This window comes from Yoonia sp. R2331 (assembly GCF_041103235.1).
Taxonomy (GTDB): domain Bacteria; phylum Pseudomonadota; class Alphaproteobacteria; order Rhodobacterales; family Rhodobacteraceae; genus CANMYO01.
Map to the genome: position 1 here is coordinate 1,476,510 of NZ_JBGCUN010000001.1, position 25,009 is coordinate 1,501,518.

Consider the following 25,009-nt stretch of genomic DNA (forward strand, 5'->3'; position numbering starts at 1 on the left):
ATCCTGCGCTAGGCTGCGGCAAAACCGCAATCAGGCACGAGCATGTCAGACGAAATGCCCCCCAAACCGGTGCGTCGCCGCAGGGTGTTCTACATCCCCGGCTACGACCCGATTCATCCGCGCCGGTACCGCGAGCTTTATCGCACCGAAAGTGCAAAGCAGGCCCAGATCGCGGGCTATGAGATCGGCATCGCACCGCGTCCCGGGGTCGAAACCTATGGGTGGAAAGTCGCCTCAAAAATTGACGGTGGGGCGACCCTGGCAGAGGTTGATGTGCTGGTGTGGTCCGACATCGTTCGCGACAGCATGTCCAACTCGATCCCGGCCACCTATCTGCAATTGGTCCGTACCGCGTGGACCTACATTGCCAGCGGCACCCTCCGGCGCTTGATGTGGATGCGCAAAGGTCCGGTGATCGCGGCGCTCTATCCCGTTGGCATGTTGCTGCTGCAACTGGCGTTGGCGGTCTTCGTTGCGTGGATTCCGGCAAAGATCATCGAGATGCTGACTCCGCTCATTGCCCTGCCATTTGTGCAATTGGCGGGTCTTGTTGGTCTTGGGCCTGACGGCATCCTGAATGTGGCGTGGGTCGTTGGGCTGGTTTTGGGCTTTGTGTCGTGGTTCGTCTGGATCTTCGGGGTCGTCTGGCTGCTGCGCTGGTTCAAGTCCAAGGATAACAAGCTTTACGCATACTACCTGATGCACGACTACGCCTATTCGGCCCGCTACAATGGCGTGAATCCCAAACCGTTGGAGCAGCGCATGGCCGTCTTTGGCGACCAAATCGCCGCCGCACTTGACGACAATCTGGACGAGGTTCTGGTGGTCGGTCACTCTTCCGGCGCACATCTGGCGGTGTCGATCATCGCTGATCTTCTGCGTGCCGGGCGCGTTCCGACCGATGGCCCAACGCTTTCGTTTCTGTCTCTGGGGCAGGTGGTCCCGATGGTCAGCTTCCTGCCGAACGCCTACCGCTTGCGCAACGACCTTGCCTTTATGGCGGTGCAGGAACAGGTGGCATGGGTCGATGTGACAGCCCCAGGCGACGGCTGTTCTTTTGCGCTTTGTGACCCCGTGGCCGTGACCGGTGTCGCGCCACCGGGACAGCATTGGCCGCTGATCCTCTCTGCGGCCTTTACACAAACATTATCCCCCGAGACTTGGAAAGAACTGCGTTGGCGGTTCTTCCGGCTACATTTTCAGTATCTCTGCGCCTTCGATCGCCCTAAGGACTACGACTATTTCAAAATCACCGCAGGTCCTTTGACACTCGCAGACCGCTATCGCGAGCGGCATTCGTCAAAGTCCCGGATCGACGTGCCAGCGTCAAAATACACGTCCTTGCACCCATGACGCAGCTGCCGCCCAAACCAGCGGCGCGCCCTGACAAGGTCTCGCTCTGGCGGTATCTGCGGCTCTTTCGCGCCGATATCCTGTCGGCCCAGCCTGCGCGCCTATATCGCGCGTGGATGGCCGAATTTCGCACACCGTTCTTTCGCAGCTACATGATCAACGATCCCGCGCTGATAAAGCGGGTGCTGCAGGTACGCCCTGACGATTTTCCGAAATCGGACCGGATCGGCGCGGGCCTGCGGCCCTTGCTGGGCAATTCAGTTTTTCTGACCAATGGTGCGGTCTGGAAGCGGCAGCGCCGTATCATCGACCCGGCGTTTGAAGGTGGGCGCCTGCGCGACACCTTTCCCGCGATCTACGCCGCAGGGCAGGCGGCCACAGTGCGCATGGCCCCGATGGCGGACATGACCCCCTTCGATATCGAACCCGAGACGAGCCATGCCGCTGCCGACGTGATCTTTCGCACGCTGTTCTCGATCCCGATCGAAGACCGGATTGCAACGCAGGTCTTTGATGCGTTCAAGGCTTATCAGCGCAGCCAACCGATCCTGAACCTTGCAGCCTTTGTGTCGGGACCGCGTTGGATGCCGCGGTTCTTTCGGTCCGAAACCAAAGCGACGGCAAAGACAATCCGCCGGTTGATCACCAAACTCACCAGTAACCGACTGGAAGAAATCAATCGCGGTCATGGCCCTGATGATCTGGCAACCAAGATCATGACGACCCGCGACCCGGTCACTGGCCAGACTTTCAGCGTCGACGAAATGGTCGATCAGGTCGCAATTTTCTTTCTGGCCGGGCACGAAACCTCTGCCGCAGCCTTGTCCTGGGCGCTCTATCTGCTCGCAACCCATCCTGAATGGCAGGACAAGGTCGCCGCAGAGGCGGAGCTGCTGACCGACGACTTTTCCAGTGTGTCCAAGTTGCGCGTCACACGTGACGTCTTTCGCGAGGCTTTGCGGCTTTATCCGCCGGTGCCGATGATGGTGCGTCAATCAACCCGTCAAGAGACATTTCGTGACCGGCCCGTCAAACCCGGCGCACAGGTTGTGATCTCACCGTGGCATCTGCACCGCCAAAACCGGATGTGGGACAATCCTGATGGCTTTGATCCGGCGCGCTGGGGCACAGAGAATGGCAAAACCTGTCAGCGTGACGCCTACATTCCGTTCTCAACCGGTCCGCGGGTGTGCACCGGTGCGGGCTTTGCAATGATCGAAGGGGTGGTCCTTCTGGCACATTTGATCCGCGCTTATCGGTTTGAGGCTGTACCAGATCACACCCCACGCCCCGTGGCCCATCTGACGGTCCGCACAGCAGACGGTATGTGGTTGCGATTCGCCCCGCGCGAGGTTTGATCGGTTCCAATCCCGAAACGATCCCTCATTCCGCTCGATATTGCTGTTTGATCTCGAAACAGGGGGCGCAACCATCGGAAACGAGGCCGCCTTATTGAAATGTATATGACTCAATGAGTTAGCGCCACGCCGCATTAGTTTTGTCGGAAATACGGCAAGTTTTAGGCGGCCGCATGCCGAAATATGTTAATCATTTCGGCGTGGGGGCATCAGCAATGTGGGAAACCGCTGATGTCGATTTATGGAACGACCTTTTCAACTGTCGCGGGTGCGCTGGGGCGGACGATGCGCAATTTTGGCGCTGCCTCGCGGCCCGACGACGCCTTTGATCGGTACGATCCCGTCCCGCTAAAGCGCGAAGAACTCAGCCAATTGTTCGAGTTGCCGACAGGCATGCCGCTGTCCACCAACGAAGAGTTTCAGGAATCAGAGCGTCAGGAACTTGAGTCCATGCTGCTGATCCGCTCGGCGCTTTATGCGTCCGACTGATCCTGCAACGTTTTTAAAACCGTAACACGAATGGCCGAGGCGAGGCCGACGTCACCGCGGGCCTCATCAATTTCAGCAGCAAAACCGTTGATCGTCTTGCCTTGATCGGCGGCAAGATCCCGAAACGCTTGCCAGAACGCATCTTCCAGTGACACGCTTGTGCGGTGACCGCGCAACGTTAGCGACCGTTTGACGGGCCGCCCGCTATTCATCCTCGAACTTCAATTGGTCCAACCGCCGTGCGGCTTGATCTGCCTTTGCGGCGTCCAGAACCCGCTCGGCTTTGGTCCGGCCGAACTTTACTGCATTCTCGTCCGCGCGGGTTTTATCCGCCGCGCGGTCGCGCGCCTTGCGCACCTTATTGAGATTGATCGGTGTGGTCATTTCGGGCCGATCATATCCTCGGGCCGCACAACCGCTTCGAAGGTTTCCTCGTCAACAAAGCCCAGCTTGATGGCTTCTTCCTTCAGGGTTGTGCCGTTTTTGTGCGCGGTCTTTGCAACCGTGGTGGCATTGTCATAGCCAATCGTCGGGGCCAATGCTGTGACCAGCATCAGGCTTTCGCGCATCAGCTTTTCGATCCGCACAGTATCCGCCTTGATCCCAACCACACAGTTGTCGGTAAACGCGACAGATGCATCGCCCAAAAGTTGCATGGATTGCAGCACGTTATAAGCCATCATCGGCTTCATCACGTTCAACTCAAAATGGCCCTGACTGCCGGCAAAGCCTACGGCTGCATCATTGCCCATCACATGGGCACAGACTTGGGTGATCGCCTCAACTTGCGTCGGGTTCACCTTGCCGGGCATAATTGACGACCCGGGCTCATTCTCAGGCAACATCAATTCGCCCAATCCGCAGCGCGGACCAGAGCCAAGGAACCTGATGTCACAGGCAATCTTGTAGATTGATGCAGCGACCGTCTTCAAAGCACCTGACATTTCAACCAGCGCATCATGGCTTGCCAGCGCTTCGAATTTGTTCGGGGCCGTGACGAAGGGCAGGGCGGTGATCTCGGCCATATGGGCGGCCACCGTTTCGCCCCAGCCTTTGGGTGTGTTCAGCCCGGTGCCGACGGCGGTGCCACCTTGCGCCAGTTCATAGATCGCGGGCAGGGCGGCCTTGATCCGGCGCAGACCCATTGCAACCTGATGGACATAGCCCGAAAACTCTTGCCCCAGGGTCAGCGGCGTTGCGTCCATCGTATGGGTACGCCCGATCTTGATGATGTCTTCAAATTCTTCCTGCTTGGCAGCAAGGGCCGCGTGCAGCTTTTCCAAACCCGGGATCAGCACATCATGCGCAGTGCGCGCCACGGCAATGTGCATTGCGGTCGGAAAGGTATCGTTCGAGGATTGGCCCATGTTGCAGTGATCGTTGGGATGCACAGGGTCTTTGGACCCGATCGTACCGCCCAGAATTTCAATCGCGCGGTTCGATATCACTTCGTTGGCATTCATGTTGGACTGTGTGCCTGACCCGGTTTGCCAGACCACCAGCGGGAAATGATCGTCCAGATCACCTGCCACGACTTCTGACGCGGCCTTGATCATGGCGTCCGCGCGTTCCGCATCCAGCTTGCCGCGCTCCTTGTTGGCCATCGCACAGGCCTGCTTGATCACGCCCAGTGCCCGCACGATTGCGACGGGCTGTTTTTCCCAACCGATGGGAAAGTTCATCAGGCTGCGCTGCGTCTGCGCGCCCCAATAGCGATCACTGGGGACCTCAAGCGGGCCAAAGCTGTCGGTTTCGGTGCGGGTCTCGGTCATGTCTCATGGCCCTCGTTGCTGTCGGTTTCGGCAGGGATATCCCGCCACCCGGTTGAAGGCAATTCATGACAAACCCCAAGCGCAATGTTTACGTTAGCACATTTGAACGGAGGAGAATTTCTATGACCGCCCGGATTAACAAACCCGTTGACCCGCTTTGGCTACAGCAATCCGAAGCCGAGGCTTTGCGAACCCAGCGCCGCCGTATCTCGATTGTCGGCCTGATCGGTATCACATTGCCCGCGCTGACCGTTTTGGTCGATGAAACCTTCAATGATGCCTGCTTTCGCGACAGCCTCAGCCATTATTACTATGCGCGACTGTCCGGCGATCTCTTTGTGATGGCGCTGGCCTTCGCCGGTGCGATGCTCATGGCTTACCGGGGCGAGACGGCGCGGATCAACCGGTTGGCAACAATCGCCGGGTGGGCAGCACTTTGCGTCGCGTTCTTTCCAACCATATTTCCCGGGTGTGAGCAGGGGGCCTTTAACGCACGCGCCTTCAGCACCGTCACCACTAACTTGCCTGAAATCTCCGGCACTGCGCCTGAATTTCAGTCCTTTCCCTTCGTCGACTATATCCACTACGCGGCTGCCAGCCTGTTGTTCGGCATGATGATCTACTTCTGTTGGTGCGTTTTTCCGTTGGTCAGCGCCTCGGACGTGAACCCAGCGACCGGAAAAGTGAAGACGATCAAGATGTTGCGCAACGGCATTTACCGGCTTTGCGCGATTGTCATTGCGTTGGCGTCGATGGGACTGCTGCTTTATTTCCTTGCCGGACTGGTTGTCGAGGTCACGTTCTGGAACATGCTGAACTTGACGTTCTGGTGCGAGGCCGTGGGCCTGATGGCGTTTGGCGCCGCGTGGCTGGTCAAGGGACGGCTTTTCAATCGCAGTTTCATGGGCGCTTAGTGCGTTACTGGGCGGTGCAGTGCGCCGCCTAGGTTGCGCTTGATGCCGTTTTGCGGGGGCAAAACGCCCAATCGGTGTTTATTGACCGTATTTCAAGGGGGTACATCCTTCTCAATCTTACATAATACCGATTATGCGCACTAAGGGCAAAACTCAACTAAGCCCCTAACCGACACAAATCTAATGTTTACAACGGCCATTGGACTACGCTGACTTCACGACCAACCCGCCCGGCGTTTGGCAAAGCTTCTCGCATCCCTGGTCGGTAATCAGCAGCGGCTCCGTGATTTCGATGCCGCCGTCGCTCAGCCACAACGCCGGCATAAAGTGCAGCGCCATTCCGGCGCGCAGTTCCGTTGTGTCACCAGCGCGCAAGGAAATCGTGCGTTCGCCCCAGTCTGGCGGATATGACAGCCCGATGGCATATCCGCAGCGGCTGTCTTTCTCAAAGCCGTGTTGCGCCAAGGTGCCGTTGAACACCTCTGCAAGCGCCTCGCAGGTCAATCCGGGCGCCGCATTGGCCAGCACGGCCTCGGTCGCGTTTGATATGGCAGCCTCGGCTTCGCGATAGCGTTTTGGAACTTCTCCAAAGAACAGCGTGCGGCTTTGCGGGCATTGATAACGCCTGTAAGCCCCTGCAATCTCGAAGAAAGTTGCCTCTCCAGCCCGTAGCGGACTGTCATCCCATGTCAGGTGCGGTGCCGTTGCGTCCGCGCCTGACGGTGCCATTGGCACAATTGCCGGATAGTCGCCCCAATGCCCATCCACACCGCGAATTGCCGTCCGGTAGATCTCTGCAATCAGGTCATTCTTGCGCATACCGACTTCTGCGATGTCGCGAATTTGGGCGTGCATGGCGGTCACAATGGCACCGGCGCGCCGCATATAAGTGATCTCTTGCGGTGACTTAACCAATCGCTGCCAATTGACCAATCCGGTGGCGTCTAAAATCTTTGTGTGATGCTTTAATAGTGCAATGTAAGCCACTGCACTAAAATAATAATTATCCAGTTCAGCGCCAATTCGCAATGCACCCCAGCCGCAGTCTGCGATCACCTCTGACAGATCCGCCATCGGGTGTTTGTCGGGGTTCTGGACAAAGGTGTCATCGTAGCCGTGGATGAAATCGTCCTCCATCCAGACTGTGCGTTGCGCGCCAGCGGCATCCATTGCACGGCCCCACCAGCGCGGTGGGCCATCAGGACCCACGATCACCCCTTGATGCACATAAAACGACCAACCGTCGTAACCGGTGATCCAGGCCATATTGGATGGATCAGTGACCAACAGAACTTCGATCCCGGCTTCGGACATAGCCGCGCGGACGCGCATAACCCGCGCATCGTATTCCTTTTGGTCAAAGGCCGGTTTTGGATGCGGCATGGCAGGACCCCCTGCCCGACTATGGCACCGGTTTTTGCACCGTCCTAGCCGAAACTATCCCAGCGCATAGCCCGCGCCACGCACCGTGCGCACGGGGTCTTCGCCGCCGCCTTGGGTTAACACTTTGCGCAACCGGCCGACATGCACATCAACGGTCCGCGTATCCACATAGATGTCGCGCCCCCAGACCCGGTCCAGCAACTGATCCCGCGACCAGACGCGGCCAGGTTTTTCCATGAACGTACTCAGCAGACGAAACTCTGTTGGTCCAAGCTTCAGCTTTTCATCCGCGCGGGTCACGATATGGGTCTCTGCATCAAGCACGATATCATCGTAAGTCAGCACCTGCCCCACGGTCGCGGGCCGCACACGGCGCAACTGCGACCGGACACGCGCCATCAGTTCGGACATCGAATAGGGCTTTGCGACATAGTCGTCAGCACCGGTTTCCAGACCGCGCACCTTGTCCACCTCTTCGGATTTGGCCGACAGCATGATGATCGCAGTTGACCGTGTCGCCGGGTCCATCTTGACCCGCCTGCACACTTCGATCCCGGATACTGACGGCAGCATCCAATCCAGCACCATCACATCTGGCGGGTCTTCGGACAGCAGCAACAGCCCCTCTTCCCCGTCTTCGGCCTGGCTTACGCGAAATCCTTCGGCTTCCAGATTGTAGGCTAGCACTTCGCGTTGCGCAGGCTCGTCTTCCACAATCAAAACATGTGGTTGCTGGGCTGCTGACATGGTCTTAGCCCGCCTCGCTCACAAAGGATGTCTTGTCGCTTTTGGGGCGCGCGTCCTCGGGCATCTCGCCGGTCACAAGATAGATGATCTGCTCGGCCATATTGGTGGTCAGATCGCCCATGCGTTCCACGTTTTTGGCCATGAAGTGCAAATGCATGCAAGGCGTGATGTTGCGCGGGTCTTCCATCATGAACGTCAAGAATTCGCGGAACAGCGCATTATACATCTGATCGACTTCCTGATCGCGCTGGCGCACGTCTTCGGCGAGGTCTGCATCGCCACGGATATAGGCATCCAGCGTGTCTTTCAGCATCGCCTGCACCTCGCGGGCCATCCGGCGCAAGGCGGAATCCGATCCATTGACCGGGCTCATCTCGACCAGTGTCCCGGTGCGCTTGGCGATATTCTTGGCGTAATCTCCGATCCGCTCTAGTGAAGCGGCAAGCCGCAACACCGTCAGGATGGACCGCAGGTCCTTAGACACCGGAGCACGCAGCGCGATGGTGCGCGCCGCCTCTTCGTTGATCTGGATTTCAAGAGCGTCAATCGCTTTGTCACCCTGCCGCACCTGTTCGGCCAACTCGACATCGCGGTCCATCAGCGACTTGGCGGCATTCAGGATGGCGTCTTCGACCAACCCGCCCATGCGCATGACCAGCGTGGTGATACCTTCTAGATCGCGGTCATACGCGCTTGAGATATGTTCGTTCATCTGCCTGCTCTCCTCTACCCGATCCGGCCCGAGATGTAGCTCTCGGTGCGCGGGTCTTCGGGGTTGGTGAAAATCTTGTCGGTGTCATCATATTCCACCAGATTACCCAGGTGGAAAAACGCAGTGCGTTGGCTGACGCGTGCGGCTTGCTGCATTGAGTGGGTGACAATCACCACCGAATAATTCTGACGCAACTCGTCAATCAGCTCTTCCACTTGTGCTGTGGCGATCGGGTCAAGCGCCGAACACGGCTCGTCCATCAGCAACACTTCGGGCTCTGTCGCCACGGCGCGCGCGATGCACAGGCGCTGCTGTTGACCGCCCGAAAGGCCGGTGCCGGGCGCGTGCAGCCTGTCCTTGACCTCGTCCCAGATGGCCCCGCGCCGCAGTGCCTTTTCCACGATCTCGTCAAGCTCGGCCTTGTTGCGGGCCAGCCCGTGGATCTTGGGGCCATAGGCCACGTTGTCATAGATCGACTTGGGAAACGGGTTCGGCTTCTGGAACACCATGCCCACCTTGGCGCGCAGTTGCACCGGATCGACCCGCGGGTCATAGATGTCTTCGCCGTCGATGCGGATGTCGCCCTCAACCCGGCAGATGTCAATCGTGTCGTTCATTCGGTTGATGCACCGTAGGAACGTCGATTTACCACAACCCGATGGCCCAATGAACGCCGTCACGGTCTTGTCCTGAATATCGACGTTCACGTCCTTGATGGCGTGGTTGTCGCCGTAATAGACCTGCACACCATTTGCGCGGATCTTGATGTCTTGTTGGGTGCTCATGGCGCGGTCCATTTGAATCATGTCTTCCATTGTCGGCAGCTCCTACCAGCGGCGCTCGAACCTGCGGCGCAGGATGATCGCAATCAGGTTCATGGTCAAAAGAAACACCAGCAGCACGATGATACCGCCCCATGCTCTTTCATAGAATGCGGGGTCGGCCCGTTTCGCCCATTCGTAAATCTGGGCGGGCATGGCCGAGTTCGGGTCCAGAAAGCCAGACGTCACGCCGTCGGGATAGTTTGTGGCGATATAGCCCACCATGCCAATCAACAGCAGTGGTGCGGTTTCGCCCAAGGCCTGCGCAAGGCCGATGATCGTGCCCGTCAGGATACCAGGCATCGCCAGCGGCAACACATGGTGAAACACCGTTTGCATCTTGCTCGCCCCGACCCCCAAAGCCGCATCTCTGATCGACGGTGGCACCGCTTTCAAAGAGGCACGGGTCGAAATCACAATCGTCGGCAGCGTCATCAGGGTCAGCGTCAGACCACCCACAATCGGGGCCGACTGCGGCAAATGTGCGAACTGAATGAAGACCGCAAGACCAAGAATACCAAAGACAATCGACGGCACAGCGGCCAAATTGCTGATGTTCACCTCAATCAGGTCAGTAAACCTGTTTTGCGGCGCAAACTCCTCAAGATAGATCGAAGCCGCGACACCAATCGGCAAGGCCAGCGCCAGCACCACCAGCATCATGAAAAACGACCCCAACATCGACACACCGATTCCGGCCTGCTCTGGCCTGCTCTCAGAGGCATCAGCGCCAGTGATAAAGTCCCAGTTGAACACCCGTTCGACCGACCCTCGTTCAACCAGTACATCAACAAGATCAAGGTGGGCGGCACTCAGGTTCTTGTCACGTGCAAGATCCTCGCGGGTCACGCGGCCTTTCATATAGCCATCCACACGGGACGAGGTCAGCAACCGAAATTCGACCGTTTCACCAATCTGATCAGGGTTGGCGATCACATAGTCTCGCACGATCGCGGCAGCAGAGGCGGATAGGATCTTGTCCAATTCCTTGGCGGCAACCTCGGTTTCGATGTCGGCGGTTGCTGCCACCAGCGCGTCGTTGACCAGCGGCTTGTAGCCAAAGGTCGACACTTTGCGGATGTCGGCCAGGTCACGGTTGCCGTTCTTGTCCAGCTTCTCCTCCAGCAACGTGATCTCTACGTTGGCGAAAGTCTGGGTAAAGGCAGGCGTCCCGTTGGTCACGATGGCCCACAGCAGCGACACCAGAAAGAACAGGCTGATACCAATCGCGGTTACACCGTAGGCCTTGAACCGGGTCTCTGCGGCGTTGCGCTTTTTGGTGCGGGAATCGACTTCCAGCAGCGACTTGCCCTTGGCCCGAACTGGGCTGCCTTGGGTTGCGTCGGTCATTCGTATTGCTCCCGGTATTTACGGACAATGAAAAGGGCAAAGACATTCAACGCCAGCGTGATGACGAAAAGGGTGATCCCCAAGGCAAAGGCAACAAGCGCCTCGGGCGAGGCAAAGTCACTATCGCCGGTCAGCTGGCTGACGATCTTGGCGGTCACAGTGGTCATTGCATCAAAAGGGTTCATCGACAGCCGGGCCGCGGCCCCTGCCCCCAGCACCACGATCATCGTCTCACCGATAGCGCGGGATGCCGCCAACAAGATCGCGCCAACAATGCCGGGCAAGGCTGCAGGCAGGATCACCTGGCGCACGGTTTCCGAATGGGTGGCCCCAAGGCCAAGCGACCCATCGCGCATGGACTGTGGCACCGCGTTGATAATGTCATCCGACAAGGAAGAGACGAACGGGATCAGCATGATCCCCATCACCAGCCCTGCCGTCATCACCGCTGTCCCACCTTGCATCCAATCAACACCCAAGGCCCCGTCGCGGCCAAAGACACTGACCAGCATCGGTCCAACCGTCAGCAAGGCAAACAGACCGTAGACAATCGTGGGAATCCCGGCGAGCAGTTCCAGCATCGGTTTGGCGACGGACCGGACCGGCTTGCTGGCATATTCACTCAGGTAAATCGCGGCGAAAAGCCCGATGGGCACTGCCACCAAAAGCGCGATGAATGAGATATATAACGTGCCCCACAGCAAAGGTAGGATGCCCAGCTCTGACCCGCCGCCACGGCCCGAAAAGCTTGGGTTCCAACTCAGCGAGAAAAAGAACTCGGACGCCGGGTAAAGGCGGAAAAACTCGAAAGTATTGAAGATCAGCGATAGCACGATGCCCAGCGTCGTCAGGATCGCGATCGAGGCGGCTGCGATAAGCACCATCAGGATGCCGCGTTCGACCACATTGCGGGCGCGGAACGTCGGCGTCGTCATCAGATAGGCAATGATAAGTCCGGCCAATGAGGTCCCGAACACCACGATGGTCTTGATCAGGTTCCCCGTCCCCGCCATCTCGCGGTATCGTTGGGCGGCCCCGAATGTGTCAGCGGTCACGTCAGATCCCAGCGCCACGCCGACCTCTGCCAGACGCGCGCGCAGGTCCGTGAAATCGGCACCCAGACCACTTACGTCTTCTGCGCGCATGGCACCTTGGGCGACAGCAACATCCAGACCTTCGGCAACCCGGCGGACATCCGACATGATCAGGCTGAGTGTGCCGCCCTCGTCGATGGCGCTTTGCGGGATCATGCCCGACACGCTGCTATTGATGATCAAAGGCTGCACGATCAACCAGACAAATAGCACCAGCATGGCGGGCACAACCGCATTTAGCCCAACATTTGCACCATAATAGAGCGGTAAGGAATGCAGCTTGCGGCGATCACCGCCAGCGACCTGCATCGCACGGGCCCGGCCCAGAACGTAGCCGACCACGCCCAGCGACAGCACGATCAACACGAGTATCAGATTTGACATGGGGTCCCCACCAGTCCGTTTCGGTGCCCTTATAGGGCGTCAGAAGGCAAATGTACGTGGATCAATGCACATTACGCCGGGGTGACCCGGGCGCGTGTCCCGGATCACCAATTTTTCGCAGCGGCTTAATTGCTCAGCGTTGTTTCTTCCATGACCGTCGTTTGCACGTCGATCAATGCGGGGTCAGACACCAAACCATAGGCAGACAGCGGACCGTCGGGGCCAGCAACTTCGTCAGAGACGAAGAACTCTGCGTATTCCTTCAAGCCCGGGATCACACCAATGTGCGCGGCCTTGATGTAGAAATAAAGTGGGCGCGAAACAGGATAATCGCCAGTCGAAATGGTCTCGGTTGTGGGTTCAACACCGGACATGGTCGCGACCTTCAGCTTGTCGGTGTTGTTCTCATAAAACGCCAGACCGAACACGCCGATGCCGTTTGCGTTGGCGTCAATACGGGCCAGCGTTTCGGTGTAGTCGCCGTCGATGTCGACCGCACGGCCGTCGCCACGCACAGCCAGGCATGCGTCTTCGGCGTCGTCCTCAGACATGCCAGCTTCGATCATGGCTTCAAATGCGCCGGTGGCTTCACAGCCCGCAGCCACAACCTTTTCCTCGAACACTTCACGTGTGCCGTGCTTGGTGCCGGGGATGAAGGCCAGGATTTCTTCGCTCGGCAGATCGGCGTTGAAGTCGCTCCACAGGGTATGTGGGTTGTCGACCAGCTCACCGTCGACCAGCACCTTGGGGGCCAGCGCGTTGAAGATGTCGGCAGGCTCAAACGCGGTGTAGTCCGGGCCGTTCAGCTGGCTGGCAAAAACGATCCCGTCATAACCGATGCGCACTTCGATGATGTCGGTCACACCGTTCTCGGCACAGGCAGCGACTTCTTTTTCGCGAATTGCGCGAGATGCGTTTGCGATGTCGATTGTGTTTTCGCCCACACCTTCACAAAACCGCTTCAGCCCGGCAGATGAACCGCCTGATTCAACAACAGGTGTTGGGAATTCAAAGTTTTCGCCAAAGGCCTCCGCGACGATTGATGCATAGGGCAGAACTGTGGAAGAACCGGCAACTTGCACGTTGTCACGTGCGGCAGCGGTGGTTGCGGTAAGGGCCGTAATCGCCAGCGTAGAGGCGGTCAGCTTCATGATCGACATGGGTGTCTCCTGTTTGTCAAACATCCGGTCCGGGCGAGCGCCGGTTCCGTTGCCTGCGATCTAGGTTTGGCTGACAAAGCTTTTGTGACGCTTTTGTAAAAGTTTTATGACAGGACGGCGGATATGCCCTGTCGTTGCGTCACCCCCCATAAACCTTGTGGTGGTCATCTGCTATAAAAGTGCCATGCCAGATACGCCGTCCCGTCGCCTTGCAGCACTTGCCTTGATGCCGCTGATCGCGCCGCAGGGTGTTTACGTCAAATTCCGCGCCGCCCAATTGCAAGAGGCAGCAGGCCCACGTGCGGGTGAAATAGGCGTAGGCACGCCGCTTCGGGTCTTGATACTGGGCGATTCGTCAGCGGCAGGCGTCGGCGTGGCAACACAAGATCAAGCACTTGCAGGACAGTTTGTCGCATCTTTGGCGCCGCAATTCACTGTCAATTGGTGGCTTCAGGCCCGCTGCGGGGCAACCACAGCGAGTACAATCAACATGTTGGCCGAGGTGCCACAGGGCATATTTGATGTCGCCTTGATTGGTCTTGGCGTGAACGACGTCAAGAACGGTCACAGTCTGCCCCGCTACCTGCGCCGGACCGGACAACTTTATGATCGCCTGACCGCTGACTTCGGCGTCCGGCTGATCTGCGCGTCAGGCATGCCGCCGGTACAGGATTTCCCACTTTTGCCCAATCCCTTGCGGTGGGCATTGCACGCCCGCGCGCAGGTCTTTGACGCGGCACACCGTGACCTGATCGCAGAGCGCCCGAACTGCCGCTACTTGCAAGGCCCGACGCAGCTTGATCCCGCTGACATGTCAGCCGATGGCTTTCACCCCGGCCCTGCGGTCTATGCCGAATGGGGTCAGCTGGCGGCCGATCTGGTCAAGCGTCACTGGCCGGATCATCAGGGGGAAACGCAGGCAGTGTCACCGTGATCGTGGTGCCGCCTTCTTTGCCGCTCTCAATCATCAAGCGACCGCGATGTCGGTTAACGATATGCTTGACGATTGCCAGCCCCAGCCCAGTGCCGCCGACCTCACGGCTGCGATGCGAATCTACCCTGTAAAACCGCTCTGTCAGGCGCGGAATGTGATGTGCGGCGATCCCCTCGCCGTCATTGTGCACAGCAAGCTGTAACCCGTCATGACGCAGGGCCTGCTGATAGCTGATTTTACTCAAGCTGATCCGCACCTGCCCTCCCTCAACGCCGTATTTTGCCGCATTTTCGAGAAGATTGCCGATCACTTGGCGGATTTGTCCAGCATCCCCCGGCACCGCGGCGCCACCGCTGTCATCAATCAGCTTGGCCTGCCCGCCCGCGGTGGTGATGATCGGGTCCAGCTCGGCAAGTGCGGTGCGGATCAAATCCCCGACGATCACCGGCTCATCAGGGCGCACCCGCTCGTTCTCTTCCACCCGACTTAGCGACAACAGATCACCGACCAGCCGCGTCATCCGCGCGGTTTCCCGCGCCATAACGCCCAGGAAACGATCGCGCGCCTTGGGATCGTTCCGGGCCGGTCCCTGCAATGTCTCAATGAAACCGTTCAAGGCTGTCAGCGGCGTGCGCAATTCGTGGCTGACATTGGCAACAAAGTCGCGACGCAGCGCGCTGACCTCTTCTGCGGCTGTGCGATCTTCAAAGGTCAGCACAACCTGCCCGCCAACCGGAGCGATATGCACAAGATAGGTGGTGTCGCGCTGTCCGTCGCGGCTTAGAAACCGACCTTTGCCAGCCACGCCGCTGCGCAAGGTGCTTTCCACGGACTCAATCAGCAACGGCTGGCGTACAGCGGTGATAAAGTGCCGTCCGACAAGGCCAGACCCCAGCAGTCCAACGCATGCGCGATTCGTCGCAGTCACCCGCCCGTCCCTGTCAATTGACAGCATCGGCAGCGGTACGGCTTCAAGCAATGCGACAGTTTCGCTCTCGGTCACAGGATTGACCCCCCTTGAATGCAACCAAAACGTGCAGAACTGATTGTTCAGAACACCATGGAATACCAAAGCTTTATGTTGTGTGGTCCGCTGAAACAATCATAACCTGAGGTGCGACTCTCCGCAGAACGATAAGGATTCATGGTGGTACCCTTTACGCCTTTTTCGGCCAATGGGGATGGGCGTGAGCCCATCACATTGATCTTAGGCGATATGCAGCGCTGGTTGGCCCGCGACGCGGCGCTACCGGTTCTGGATGGGCTAAGCTTTGCAGATGTCACCGACCTTGATGCCGCCCTTTTGTTGCGGTTGAACCCTGACATCGTGATGTCTCCGCTTGTGGTCCGCGACACCGATGCGGTCGAGATTGCCCGCATATTGGGCGATTTGCACTATGCGGGGCGTTACCGCGTGGTGTCAGAAGAAATCCCAAATGACACAGTTATCCGGGCAGAGGTTTCAGCCGTGGCACCTGACCTCGACTTTGCGGTTGTGGCACTGCCAGAGCACTTGTTCGGGCCTTAGGCCGTCGCCTTGGCGACCGCCGCGCTCAACTCAGCCTGCAACATCGCCACATCCTCAACCCCGACCGAGACCCGGAAGAAACCTTCGCTGATCCCAAGCGCTGCACGCCCTTCGGGTGTCAGTCCCCGGTGTGACGATGATGCAGGGTGCGACAGCGTCGTACCAATATCCCCCAGCGTGGGGGCAAATGCGATGTCCGGAGCTGCACGGGTCAGCGCATTGGCCGCATCGCGCCCGCCGTTCAGCTCAAACGACAGCATATGGCCCCCTTGCCCGCCCAACAGTGAAACAGCCCGGTTGTGGTCGGGATGATCTGGCCGTGTCGGGTAGATCACCCGTTTTACGCCCGGCATTTCGGCCAGCGCGTCCGCCAGATCGCTGGCGTTTTGCTGCGCCCGATCAAACCGCAGATCAAAGGAATGCAGACCCCGTTCAGCCAGCCAGCAGTCAAACGGGCTGGGCGTCAGGCCCCATGTCACGTTGGCGTCATTGATCGCCGTCGCCAGCGCCGGATCGCGCGCCGCAACATAGCCCAGCGTGGCATCGGAATGTCCTGCGAGCAGCTTGGTCACCGAATGGATCACAACGTCGGCCCCGTGATCCAACGGGCGATAGCTGCGTGGCGTGGTAAAGGTGTTGTCGACCGCCAGCAGAATGCCGCGGTCTCTTGCCAAAGCGGCGATCCCGTCCATATCCGCCACGCGGATCGTGGGATTGCTGACCACCTCAACGAGGATAAGCTTTGTGTTGGGCCGAATCGCGTCGGCCATCGCATCCACATCCGTGGGGTCCGCCAGCGTCGTCTCAATCCCCATCCGCGGCAGATCCTGCGTCATCAGCCGCAAGCTCCGCCCATAAAGCTGATCACCACCCACCACGTGATCGCCCGCCTTCAAGCAGCCCAGAAAGACAGCGCCAATTGCCGACATCCCCGACCCGGTAATGATACCACCGGTGGCCCCCTCAAGCATGTCAATCTTGGCAGCCAGCACGCTGGCATTGGGGTGCCCCTCGCGGGCATAGGTAAACCCAGACCCATCCGCATATTGCGCATCCAACGCATCAGGATCAGGCGAGGCATAGACGACCGAAGGCTGCAATGGCGTCACCACGGGCCGAGAGGTCGACGTGGGCCAGTCGGTCCGACGAACGAGGGATGTGGGCGGTTTCATCTTAGACCTTCTGCAAGTCCCGCGCGAACCGCGCGGCGTTTTCCTGATAATGCAGCGCCGACAGGCGCAGCCCGTCAATCGCTGCGGCATCCAGTGTGCGCACCACCTTGCCCGGCATCCCCATCACAAGGCTGCCCGGGGGGATCTCTTTGCCTTCAGGGATCAGCGCGCCCGCGCCGATCAAACAGTTCTCTCCGATCACTGCGCCATTCAGCACCGTGGCCCCCATCCCGATCAGCGCGTTGTCGCCAATGATGCAACCATGCAGCATCGCCTTGTGCCCGATTGTGCAGCCTGCGCCGATGGTCAACGGGAACCCCATGTCGGTATGCAGCACACAGTTTTCCTGCACATTGCTGCCCGCTCCGACAGTGATCATCTCGTTGTCGCCGCGCAGCGTGCTGCCAAACCAGATGCTGGCCTTTGCCGCTACGGTAACTCGGCCAATCACATAGCATCCGGGCGCGATCCAGGCATCCTCTGCCACGATCGGGGTGGCGTCTCCCAGCGCATAAAGGCTCATGTCGGGTCCTCAAATTCGTTCTGCAACTGCCGCACAACATCCAAGAGCATTGGCTGCTGCGCGCTCTTCATGCGCTCAGCCTCAATGATGGTCTTCAGCCGCGCCTCAGTCTGGTCCAGATCGTCATTCACCAGCACATAATCATAGCCGTCCCAATGGCTGATTTCGTCCCAGCTTTTCTGCATGCGAGCGTCAATCACTTCTGCGCTGTCCTGCCCGCGCGCCTCCAGCCTGCGGCGCAGCTCTGTGATGGACGGTGGCAGAATGAAGATCGACAGAACATTATCCTGCAGGGCCGACCGCCCGATCTGCTGCGCCCCCTGCCAGTCAATGTCGAAAAGCACATCGCGCCCGTCTTCAATGGCTTCTTGGACTGGTTTGATGGGCGAGCCATAGTAGTTCCCGAAAACCCGCGCATGTTCCAGCATCTCACCGTTTTTCACCTGTTCCTGAAAGTCATCGGTGCTGGTAAAGAAATAGTGCTGGCCATCCACCTCACCCGCGCGTGGTGCGCGTGTGGTGGCCGAGACCGAAAACCGCAGCGTGTCGTCCCAGGCCATCAGACGTTGCGCCAGTGTCGATTTCCCGGCACCCGAGGGCGAAGACAAGATGATCAAAAGGCCGCGGCGCTTCGACATGGGGCTACTCCACATTCTGAACTTGTTCGCGCATCTGATCGATCACCACCTTAAGGTCCAGACCGATCTTGGTCAGCGCAGCATTCTGCGACTTTGAACACAAGGTGTTTGCCTCGCGGTTAAATTCCTGTGCAAGAAAGTCCAGTTTGCGGCCCGTAGGTGCGCTTGCCGCGACCATCGCGCGGGCCGCTGTGACATGAGCGCGCAGCCTGTCGATTTCTTCGGTGATGTCCTGCTTGGCGGCAATCATCGCAAGCTCCTGCGCGATGCGCTGTTCGTCCACCTCTGCCACATCCTCCAGCACCCACGCCAGCGAGTCCTTCAACGCCTGTGCGGCCTGTGGCCGGCGGGCTTCTGCGGCGGCAGCAGCATCATCGACAAGGCTGCCGATCTCGTTGATCTGCCCCAGCAACACCTCTTCCAATGCAGCACCTTCTTGCGCCCGCATGGCCGTAAAGTCTGCCAACAACGGGGCCACGTCCGCGCTCAGCGCTGCGACCAACCCCTTGGTGTCCTGTTCCTGCGGTTCGGCTGTGACCACGCCGCGTGTATTCAGCACATCGGCCGCGGTCGGTTGACCCAATGTGACACCCATGGCAAAGGCACGTTCCTGCACCTGATCCAGCGCGCCAAGAACCCGGTCTAGCTGCGCAGTATCCAGCGCCAGCGGTTGCGCAGCCTCATCGCGCTGCAAACGCAATGACAGGCTGATGTTGCCGCGGGTCAGTGTGTCCTTGATGACTGTGCGCACCGTCGCCTCTAACCCGTCCAGCCCCTCTGGCAGGCGCAACCGCAGATCAAGCCCGCGCGCATTCACACCGCGCATTTCCCATACCCAACTGACGGCATCGTGGTTTCCGGTGCGGCTGGCATAGGCGGTCATGGATCGGATCATCGAGCGGCTTCCTTTGGGCGATATCTCGCGCGCACCTAAGGGCAAATCACCTTCCGGGGCAAGGGCTGCACCCGGCTGCAGGGCGTTAACCTTTTAAGACTTTGTTAAGTGAAGTTATGTCAAAGTTGATTTAACGTCTTGGTAAGCAATGGCCCCGAACGGGGCTCGAATAACAGGACCAAACGATGAAGTTCATCCGCGCCTTTGACGCAGCCCATGTGGCCACCACCCGCCTTGCGCCGCAAGAGGCGCAGATATTGATGACGCTGGAACAGGACTGGCGCACAATAACCGCTCAACCGGGCGCTGAATCCCGGTTTGATCCCGCGCTGCTGGATTCCGCCCTTCCTTATGCGTTCATGCTGGAACGGACCGCGCCGGGCGCCCTGCGCACGCGGGTGGCGGGTCAACGCCTGCACGAAATGCTGCGCATGGACCCGCGTGGCATGTCCTTTGGGGCATTCTTCACCGAAGGTGCGCGCGATACAGTGCTGCGATTGGCGGAACAGGCCTTTACCAGCCCCGCTGTCGTCAGCATCCCGCTTTTGGCGCAACGATCCTTTGGGCGCAAACCGCTCCGGGCCGAGGTTTTGTTGCTGCCGCTGCGCGATGCCAAAGGCCGCCTGACCCGCGTGATGGGCGCACTCGTGGTGTCCGGTCAAACCGGGACGCGCGGGCTGCGCTTTGAACTGGCAAGTGATCAGCCAGTGCGCTGTGACCAGATGGATACGCCCTACCCTGATCGCCGCGCGCGGCGCAGTGAGGTGGCATATGCGCCCCCCGCCCGCACAGAAAAGCCCGCGTTGCGGCTGGTGGTCAACAACGGCTGACCACCACAACCGTAGTTTAGCTGGCCTTGGCTTCGTCCAGCGTCTGACGACGATCTGAAAGTTCTTCTGCCACCAGAAACGCGAGCTCTAGCGATTGGCTGGCGTTCAGACGCGGATCGCAGGCCGTGTGATACCGGCTTGAAAGGTCTTCGTCCGTGACCGCGCGCACACCACCAGTGCATTCGGTGACATCCTTCCCGGTCATCTCGAAATGCACGCCGCCGGGGATGGTGCCCTCTGCCTTGTGCACACCAAAGAACTCGCGCACTTCACGCAGCACGCTTTCAAAGGGCCGCGTCTTGTAACCGGTGGACGACTTGATCGTGTTGCCGTGCATCGCGTCGCAGGTCCAGACCACGTTTGCGCCCTCTTCCTCGACCGCCTTGATCAGACGCGGCAAATGATCCGCCACCTGCCCGGCCCCAAAGCGCGCGATCAGGGTCAAGCGCCCCTCTTCGTTCTCGGGGTTCAGGCTCGCCATCAGTGATTTGAGGTGACCACTGGTCATGCTCGGCCCGCACTTCAATCCAATCGGGTTTTGCACGCCCTTGCAGAACTCGACATGGGCCCCATCGGGCTGCCGCGTGCGGTCTCCGATCCAGATCATGTGGCCAGACCCTGCCAACCACTTGCCGGTGGTGGAATCCACGCGGCACAGCGCCTCTTCGTATTCCAGCAGCAAGGCTTCGTGGCTGGTGAAGAACTCCACTGTCTTGAGCTCGTGATTGCTTTCGCTGGTCAGCCCTGCGGCCTCCATGAAATCGAGCGTATCGCTGATCCGCTCCGCGATATCGGCATACTTCAGCACTTCGTTGGCTGCCGTGAACCCAAGCGTCCAGGCGTGCACCTGATGCACATCCGCATAGCCACCCGTTGAAAAGGCGCGCAGCAGGTTCAGCGTGGCAGCGGCCTGCAAATAGGCCTGCGCCATCCGCTCTGGGTCCGGGATTCGCGCCTCTGGCGTGAAATCAAACCCGTTGATGATGTCACCACGGTAGCTGGGCAGTTCGACCCCATCCATCGTTTCTGTCGGCGCAGAGCGCGGCTTGGCCATCTGCCCTGCCATCCGTCCGACCTTTACGACCGGAACCTTGGCGCCATAGGTCAGCACCATTGCCATCTGCAACATCACCTTGAAGGTGTCGCGGATTCCATCTGCACCAAACTCTGCAAAGCTCTCGGCGCAGTCGCCGCCCTGCAGCAGAAACGCCTCGCCCCGGCTGACTTTGGCAAGGTGGTCTTTCAGCCGACGCGCCTCACCCGCAAAGACAAGCGGTGGATAGCTGGCAAGACGGGCCTCAACTTCGGCGAGTTTCGCCGCGTCGGTATAGTCGGGCATCTGGACCCTTGGCTTCTTGCGCCAGTCCGATTTCTGCCAGTCCGTCATTGTCTTGCTCCTAAGGGTTGCAAATCCGCGTTATCAGTCTGCGCTTATAGCCACCTCTGCAGGCGGGGCCAATGGCAAATCGGCTGCGTTTGCTCTTGATCGGGCGCGTAAAAAGGTGTTGTGCTTTCCAGACTCAAAATGCCAGCAGAAAGACTTAGATGCTGATCGAACCCCAAACCGTTGATGTGGACCACTCTGGCAAGCCCCGGCGCTTTGTTTTTGTGCTGCTCAATGATTTCACCATGCTGTGCTTTGCTGCGGCCATCGAATGTCTGCGCATCGCCAATCGCACAGCAGGTAAAACGCTCTATAGCTGGCAAATTCTAGCCGAAGACGGCCAACCGGCGACCTGTTCGAACGGCTGCACCTTTCAGGTTGACGATGGGCTGATCGAACTCGACCGCGACGACACGATCATGCTGTGTGGCGGTGTGAACATCCAGCACGCCACCAACAAGAAAGTACTGAACTGGGTCCGCCGTGAGGCGCGGCGCGGTGTGACCATGGCGGGCCTCTGCACTGCTGGCTTCACAATGGCCCGCGCCGGCCTGCTAAACGGCAAAAAGGCTACGATCCACTGGGAAAATCAGGACAGCTTTGTCGAGGAATTTGAAGATGTAACCCTGACCAAGTCGATCTACGTGATCGACGGCAACCGGATCACCACCGCCGGTGGCACCGCCTCGGTCGACTTGATGCTCAAGCTTGTCGCAGAGGATCATGGAGAGGAATTGGCAACCGCCGTGGCTGATATTCTGATCTATTCCTCGATCCGCACCGATCAGGACACGCAACGCCTTTCGATTCCGACCCGCATCGGTGTGCGCCATCCAAAACTGTCGCGTGTCATCCAGATGATGGAACAAAACCTCGAAGAGCCGATCAGCCCGGCGATCCTCGCCCAAGAGGTGGGCATGTCGACCCGTCAGCTTGAGCGTCTGTTCCGCCGCTACCTGTCGCGCAGCCCGAAACGGTACTACATGGAATTGCGCCTGCAAAAGGCCCGCAACTTACTGATGCAGACCGACATGACAGTGATCAATGTGGCCCTTGCCTGCGGCTTTGCCTCACCTTCGCATTTCTCCAAATGCTACCGGTCGCACTATAAAACCACGCCTTATCGCGAGCGCGGTTCACAGTCGTCGCGCTTGTCGATCTGATCGCGCAAGGCGGGGGGTCTGGTTGCCCTAGCCTAGACAGGTGCAGTCTCTCCATGGTCAAATGCCGCATATTTATGCGACATTTGATGATTTTGGGGGATTTAATATGCTGACCAGCCGTCTTTTCGTGGGTAATGCCCGCCTTGCACGCGCTGCCGACAATGCCCCGCCGATGCGCCGGGGCGAGAATGACGCGGCCGCAGTGCGCTTGCTGCAACAGGCCTTGCAGGATCTGCGTATCGCGACGCTGCGCCGCAGCCAGACCGCAGACGGTATGCTGGATGGGGGTTATGGCTCTGAAACCTTCGAGGCCGTGCGCAAATTCCAAGAAGACAACGGTCTGACTTCAAATGGCCGCTCAGGTGACGGGATCGCTGGTCGCGACACACTTGGCCTGCTCGATGATCTGGCCACCCGTGCTCATCTGGCCCCCCGCTCTGTGGCCGTGGCAGCTGCCGCGCCACCCCCAACCGAAACGCAAGACACCTTATCAGTGACCACACCGCGCATTCCCAGTGCCGCCGTCATGCGCCGTGAATACGGGCGTTTTGTTGAAAGCGGCGGCAAGCCCTGCCGCTCACCCGGTGCCAGCGGTGACGGGATCACCAATCAATGTGCGATCCGTCTGTCAGTGGCACTTGGCCGTGCTGGCATTGGCTTTCACATGCGGGCCGCACAGGGTGTTCGGCTTATTGTGCACCGCGCCAACCACCGCGCCTGCGGCGGCCATATCGAAGTGCCCCATGACGCTCGCGCGCAGCGGGTGTTTGACCATATCAGCTCGTTCTGGCGGTTCACCCGCTACACCATCACCCGCGACCGAACCGGCGCATCGGTCTATGATCTGGTCTCTGGCACGCCCGGCATCGTTTTCTTCGACAACATCGGCGAATCCTCTGCCACGGCGGGTGGGGATCACATTGATTTCTTTGACGGCCACCGTATCATGAATGATGAACTAAACTATGCCGCCCCCGGCGAACCGCGCGGCCGCAATCCCAATACGACTTTCGTGGCCACCCGTACGGCGATCCACTTTTTACCGATCAACCCCTGACAAAGGCACAATCGTGCCGGTTTGACCTAGGGTTTCTGCCAAAATCGGGCGATTTGCCTCTTGATGTCGCTTCACATCCCCTGACGTGCTGCTAATCTGCGCGACAGGATAACGAGTATCCAATAGGGAGAAAACAAATGAAAAAACTGATGATGGCCACTGCGGCCACCGCACTGATGGCAACTGGCGCGATGGCCGATGGCCACACCGGTGATGTCAAAATTGGGATCATCCTGGGCTTCACTGGTCCGCTTGAATCCATCACACCAGCCATGGGCGCTGGCGCTGAACTGGCAATCGCCGAAGTCAACGCCGCGGGCACGCTGCTTGACGGTGCTTCTGTCGAAGGTATCCGCGCAGACAGTACCTGCATTGACGCAGGTGCCGCACAGACAGCGGCTGAACGCCTTGTCACATCCGATGGCGTCAACGCCATCATGGGCGCTGACTGCTCGGGCGTGACCGGTGCGATCCTGCAGAACGTCGCACGCCCCAATGGAGTTGTGATGATTTCGCCCTCTGCAACATCTCCGGGCCTGTCCACTGCTGAAGACGATGGCCTCTTCTTCCGAACCGCGCCTTCTGACGCACGTCAGGGCGTTGTGATGACCGAGGTCATCATGGACCGCGGCATCAAAGAAGTGGCGCTGACCTACACCAACAACGACTATGGCAAAGGTCTGGCCGACAGCTTCCAGGCTGCGTTCGAAGCCGCTGGCGGCACCGTCACCATCTCGACCGCGCACGAAGACGGCAAGGCCGACTATTCCTCGGAAGTCGCTGAACTCGACGCCGCAGGCGGTGAAGTCCTCGTTGTGGCCGGTTACACCGACCAGGGCGGCAAAGGGATCATCCAATCCTCGCTCGACACCGGAGCATTTGAAACCTTCGTGCTGCCCGACGGCATGGTGGGTCAGCAGTTGGTTGACGACATCGGTGACGCACTATCCGGTTCCTTCGGCCAGTTCCCCGGCACCGACAGCGCAGGCGCTGAAATGTTCCTTGAGCTGGCAACCGACTTTGACGGCACCGGCGCTTTCGCCCCCGAAAGCTATGACGCTGCTGCTCTGATCATGCTGGCGATGGAAGCTGCAGGCTCTAACCAGTCCGCTGACTTCAAAGACCACGTCATGGACGTCGCCAACGCACCGGGCACCGAAATCTTCCCTGGTGAGCTTGCCAAAGCCATCGAGCTGCTGAAAGCAGGCGAAGACATCGACTACGTCGGCGCCACAGCGGTTGAGCTAATCGGACCGGGTGAATCCGCAGGTAACTACCGCGAGATCGAAATCGGCGACGGTGCGATCAACACAGTCAAGTTCCGCTAATCTGGCGGTCTGAAAACGAA

General features: G+C 59.1%; 26 protein-coding genes. 10 read left to right on the plus strand and 16 right to left on the minus strand.

The window, feature by feature from the left end; translation table 11 throughout:
- Positions 1-42 precede the first annotated feature (42 nt).
- From AB3Y40_RS07650 to AB3Y40_RS07660, 3 genes are all read left to right on the plus strand, one after another.
- Positions 43-1,353: a hypothetical protein gene (locus AB3Y40_RS07650; protein WP_369438201.1), complete on the plus strand. Its 1,311-nt coding sequence runs from the start codon at positions 43-45 to the stop codon at positions 1,351-1,353.
- On the plus strand, positions 1,350-2,711 hold the full coding sequence (locus AB3Y40_RS07655) for a cytochrome P450 (RefSeq protein ID WP_369438202.1): 1,362 nt from the start codon (positions 1,350-1,352) through the stop codon (positions 2,709-2,711). Before AB3Y40_RS07650 ends, AB3Y40_RS07655 begins: the two co-directional genes overlap by 4 nt.
- A 231-nt stretch (positions 2,712-2,942) precedes the next feature.
- A complete protein-coding gene (locus AB3Y40_RS07660) occupies positions 2,943-3,200 on the plus strand; it encodes a hypothetical protein (RefSeq protein ID WP_369438203.1) in 258 nt (85 codons plus the stop codon).
- On the opposite strand, the gene AB3Y40_RS07665 is transcribed toward AB3Y40_RS07660, so the two are convergent.
- The 3 genes from AB3Y40_RS07665 to fumC are packed head-to-tail and all read right to left on the minus strand — an operon-like array spanning position 3,185 to position 4,972.
- Positions 3,185-3,412: a ribbon-helix-helix domain-containing protein gene (locus tag AB3Y40_RS07665; protein WP_369438204.1), complete on the minus strand. Its 228-nt coding sequence runs from the start codon at positions 3,410-3,412 to the stop codon at positions 3,185-3,187. The genes AB3Y40_RS07660 and AB3Y40_RS07665 overlap by 16 nt on opposite strands.
- Complete coding sequence (locus AB3Y40_RS07670; RefSeq protein WP_369438205.1) at positions 3,405-3,584, minus strand: DUF4169 family protein; 180 nt, start codon at positions 3,582-3,584, stop codon at positions 3,405-3,407. The genes AB3Y40_RS07665 and AB3Y40_RS07670 overlap by 8 nt, the downstream gene beginning before the upstream one ends.
- Positions 3,581-4,972, minus strand: a complete 1,392-nt coding sequence (gene fumC / locus AB3Y40_RS07675; RefSeq protein ID WP_369438206.1) for a class II fumarate hydratase — start codon at positions 4,970-4,972, stop codon at positions 3,581-3,583. Before fumC ends, AB3Y40_RS07670 begins: the two co-directional genes overlap by 4 nt.
- 122 nt (positions 4,973-5,094) lie before the next feature.
- On the opposite strand from fumC, the gene AB3Y40_RS07680 reads away from it, so the two are divergent.
- Entirely contained in the window at positions 5,095-5,886 is a 792-nt protein-coding gene (locus tag AB3Y40_RS07680; protein ID WP_369438207.1) for a hypothetical protein, read from the plus strand.
- Positions 5,887-6,090: 204 nt separating this feature from the next.
- On the opposite strand, the gene AB3Y40_RS07685 is transcribed toward AB3Y40_RS07680, so the two are convergent.
- The 7 genes from AB3Y40_RS07685 to AB3Y40_RS07715 all read right to left on the minus strand — a co-directional run bounded on the left by AB3Y40_RS07685 (position 6,091) and on the right by AB3Y40_RS07715 (position 13,537).
- A complete protein-coding gene (locus AB3Y40_RS07685; protein WP_369438208.1) occupies positions 6,091-7,269 on the minus strand; it encodes a M24 family metallopeptidase in 1,179 nt (392 codons plus the stop codon).
- A gap of 54 nt (positions 7,270-7,323) precedes the next feature.
- Complete coding sequence (gene phoB, locus AB3Y40_RS07690; RefSeq protein WP_369438209.1) at positions 7,324-8,016, minus strand: phosphate regulon transcriptional regulator PhoB; 693 nt, start codon at positions 8,014-8,016, stop codon at positions 7,324-7,326.
- Between the two features lie 4 nt (positions 8,017-8,020).
- Positions 8,021-8,728 (minus strand): phosphate signaling complex protein PhoU, encoded by a 708-nt coding sequence (gene phoU, locus AB3Y40_RS07695; protein ID WP_369438210.1) that lies wholly within the window; start codon positions 8,726-8,728, stop codon positions 8,021-8,023.
- Positions 8,729-8,742: 14 nt separating this feature from the next.
- Complete coding sequence (gene pstB, locus AB3Y40_RS07700) at positions 8,743-9,543, minus strand: phosphate ABC transporter ATP-binding protein PstB (RefSeq protein ID WP_369438211.1); 801 nt, start codon at positions 9,541-9,543, stop codon at positions 8,743-8,745.
- A 12-nt stretch (positions 9,544-9,555) separates the two neighbouring features.
- Positions 9,556-10,899 (minus strand): phosphate ABC transporter permease PstA, encoded by a 1,344-nt coding sequence (gene pstA, locus AB3Y40_RS07705; protein ID WP_369438212.1) that lies wholly within the window; start codon positions 10,897-10,899, stop codon positions 9,556-9,558.
- On the minus strand, positions 10,896-12,377 hold the full coding sequence (pstC, locus tag AB3Y40_RS07710; RefSeq protein WP_369438213.1) for a phosphate ABC transporter permease subunit PstC: 1,482 nt from the start codon (positions 12,375-12,377) through the stop codon (positions 10,896-10,898). The genes pstA and pstC overlap by 4 nt, the downstream gene beginning before the upstream one ends.
- A gap of 125 nt (positions 12,378-12,502) precedes the next feature.
- Positions 12,503-13,537, minus strand: a complete 1,035-nt coding sequence (locus AB3Y40_RS07715; protein WP_369439621.1) for a substrate-binding domain-containing protein — start codon at positions 13,535-13,537, stop codon at positions 12,503-12,505.
- 184 nt (positions 13,538-13,721) lie between these two features.
- Between AB3Y40_RS07715 and AB3Y40_RS07720 the strand changes: the two genes are divergently transcribed.
- A complete protein-coding gene (locus tag AB3Y40_RS07720; protein ID WP_369438214.1) occupies positions 13,722-14,471 on the plus strand; it encodes an SGNH/GDSL hydrolase family protein in 750 nt (249 codons plus the stop codon).
- Here the strand turns inward: AB3Y40_RS07720 and AB3Y40_RS07725 are convergent.
- Positions 14,419-15,474 carry an ATP-binding protein gene (locus AB3Y40_RS07725; RefSeq protein ID WP_369438215.1) on the minus strand — a complete coding sequence of 352 codons (1,056 nt, stop codon included), beginning with the start codon at positions 15,472-15,474 and terminating at the stop codon, positions 14,419-14,421. The genes AB3Y40_RS07720 and AB3Y40_RS07725 overlap by 53 nt on opposite strands.
- A 141-nt stretch (positions 15,475-15,615) precedes the next feature.
- Between AB3Y40_RS07725 and AB3Y40_RS07730 the strand changes: the two genes are divergently transcribed.
- On the plus strand, positions 15,616-15,999 hold the full coding sequence (locus AB3Y40_RS07730) for a hypothetical protein (RefSeq protein WP_369438216.1): 384 nt from the start codon (positions 15,616-15,618) through the stop codon (positions 15,997-15,999).
- Here the strand turns inward: AB3Y40_RS07730 and AB3Y40_RS07735 are convergent.
- From AB3Y40_RS07735 to AB3Y40_RS07750, 4 genes are read right to left on the minus strand one after another with little or no spacing between them, the layout of a single operon-like run.
- Entirely contained in the window at positions 15,996-17,171 is a 1,176-nt protein-coding gene (locus AB3Y40_RS07735) for a trans-sulfuration enzyme family protein (protein WP_369438217.1), read from the minus strand. The genes AB3Y40_RS07730 and AB3Y40_RS07735 overlap by 4 nt on opposite strands.
- A 1-nt stretch (position 17,172) precedes the next feature.
- The gene (locus tag AB3Y40_RS07740) at positions 17,173-17,694 is read right to left on the minus strand and encodes a gamma carbonic anhydrase family protein (RefSeq protein ID WP_369438218.1); all 522 of its coding nucleotides are present in this window, start codon (positions 17,692-17,694) and stop codon (positions 17,173-17,175) included.
- Entirely contained in the window at positions 17,691-18,332 is a 642-nt protein-coding gene (gmk, locus tag AB3Y40_RS07745) for a guanylate kinase (protein WP_369438219.1), read from the minus strand. Before gmk ends, AB3Y40_RS07740 begins: the two co-directional genes overlap by 4 nt.
- Before the next feature lie 4 nt (positions 18,333-18,336).
- Positions 18,337-19,227: a YicC/YloC family endoribonuclease gene (locus tag AB3Y40_RS07750; RefSeq protein WP_369438220.1), complete on the minus strand. Its 891-nt coding sequence runs from the start codon at positions 19,225-19,227 to the stop codon at positions 18,337-18,339.
- A gap of 185 nt (positions 19,228-19,412) precedes the next feature.
- Between AB3Y40_RS07750 and AB3Y40_RS07755 the strand changes: the two genes are divergently transcribed.
- A complete protein-coding gene (locus AB3Y40_RS07755) occupies positions 19,413-20,057 on the plus strand; it encodes a PAS domain-containing protein (RefSeq protein WP_369438221.1) in 645 nt (214 codons plus the stop codon).
- A 16-nt stretch (positions 20,058-20,073) separates the two neighbouring features.
- On the opposite strand, the gene AB3Y40_RS07760 is transcribed toward AB3Y40_RS07755, so the two are convergent.
- Entirely contained in the window at positions 20,074-21,444 is a 1,371-nt protein-coding gene (locus AB3Y40_RS07760) for a class II 3-deoxy-7-phosphoheptulonate synthase (RefSeq protein ID WP_369438222.1), read from the minus strand.
- Between the two features lie 158 nt (positions 21,445-21,602).
- Between AB3Y40_RS07760 and AB3Y40_RS07765 the strand changes: the two genes are divergently transcribed.
- From AB3Y40_RS07765 to AB3Y40_RS07775, 3 genes are all read left to right on the plus strand, one after another.
- Positions 21,603-22,604, plus strand: coding sequence for a GlxA family transcriptional regulator (locus tag AB3Y40_RS07765; protein WP_369438223.1), 1,002 nt, complete (start codon positions 21,603-21,605; stop codon positions 22,602-22,604).
- Between the two features lie 106 nt (positions 22,605-22,710).
- Positions 22,711-23,661, plus strand: a complete 951-nt coding sequence (locus AB3Y40_RS07770; RefSeq protein ID WP_369438224.1) for a T6SS effector amidase Tae4 family protein — start codon at positions 22,711-22,713, stop codon at positions 23,659-23,661.
- 137 nt (positions 23,662-23,798) lie between these two features.
- Entirely contained in the window at positions 23,799-24,989 is a 1,191-nt protein-coding gene (locus AB3Y40_RS07775) for an ABC transporter substrate-binding protein (RefSeq protein WP_369438225.1), read from the plus strand.
- The last annotated feature ends 20 nt before the right edge of the window (positions 24,990-25,009 follow it).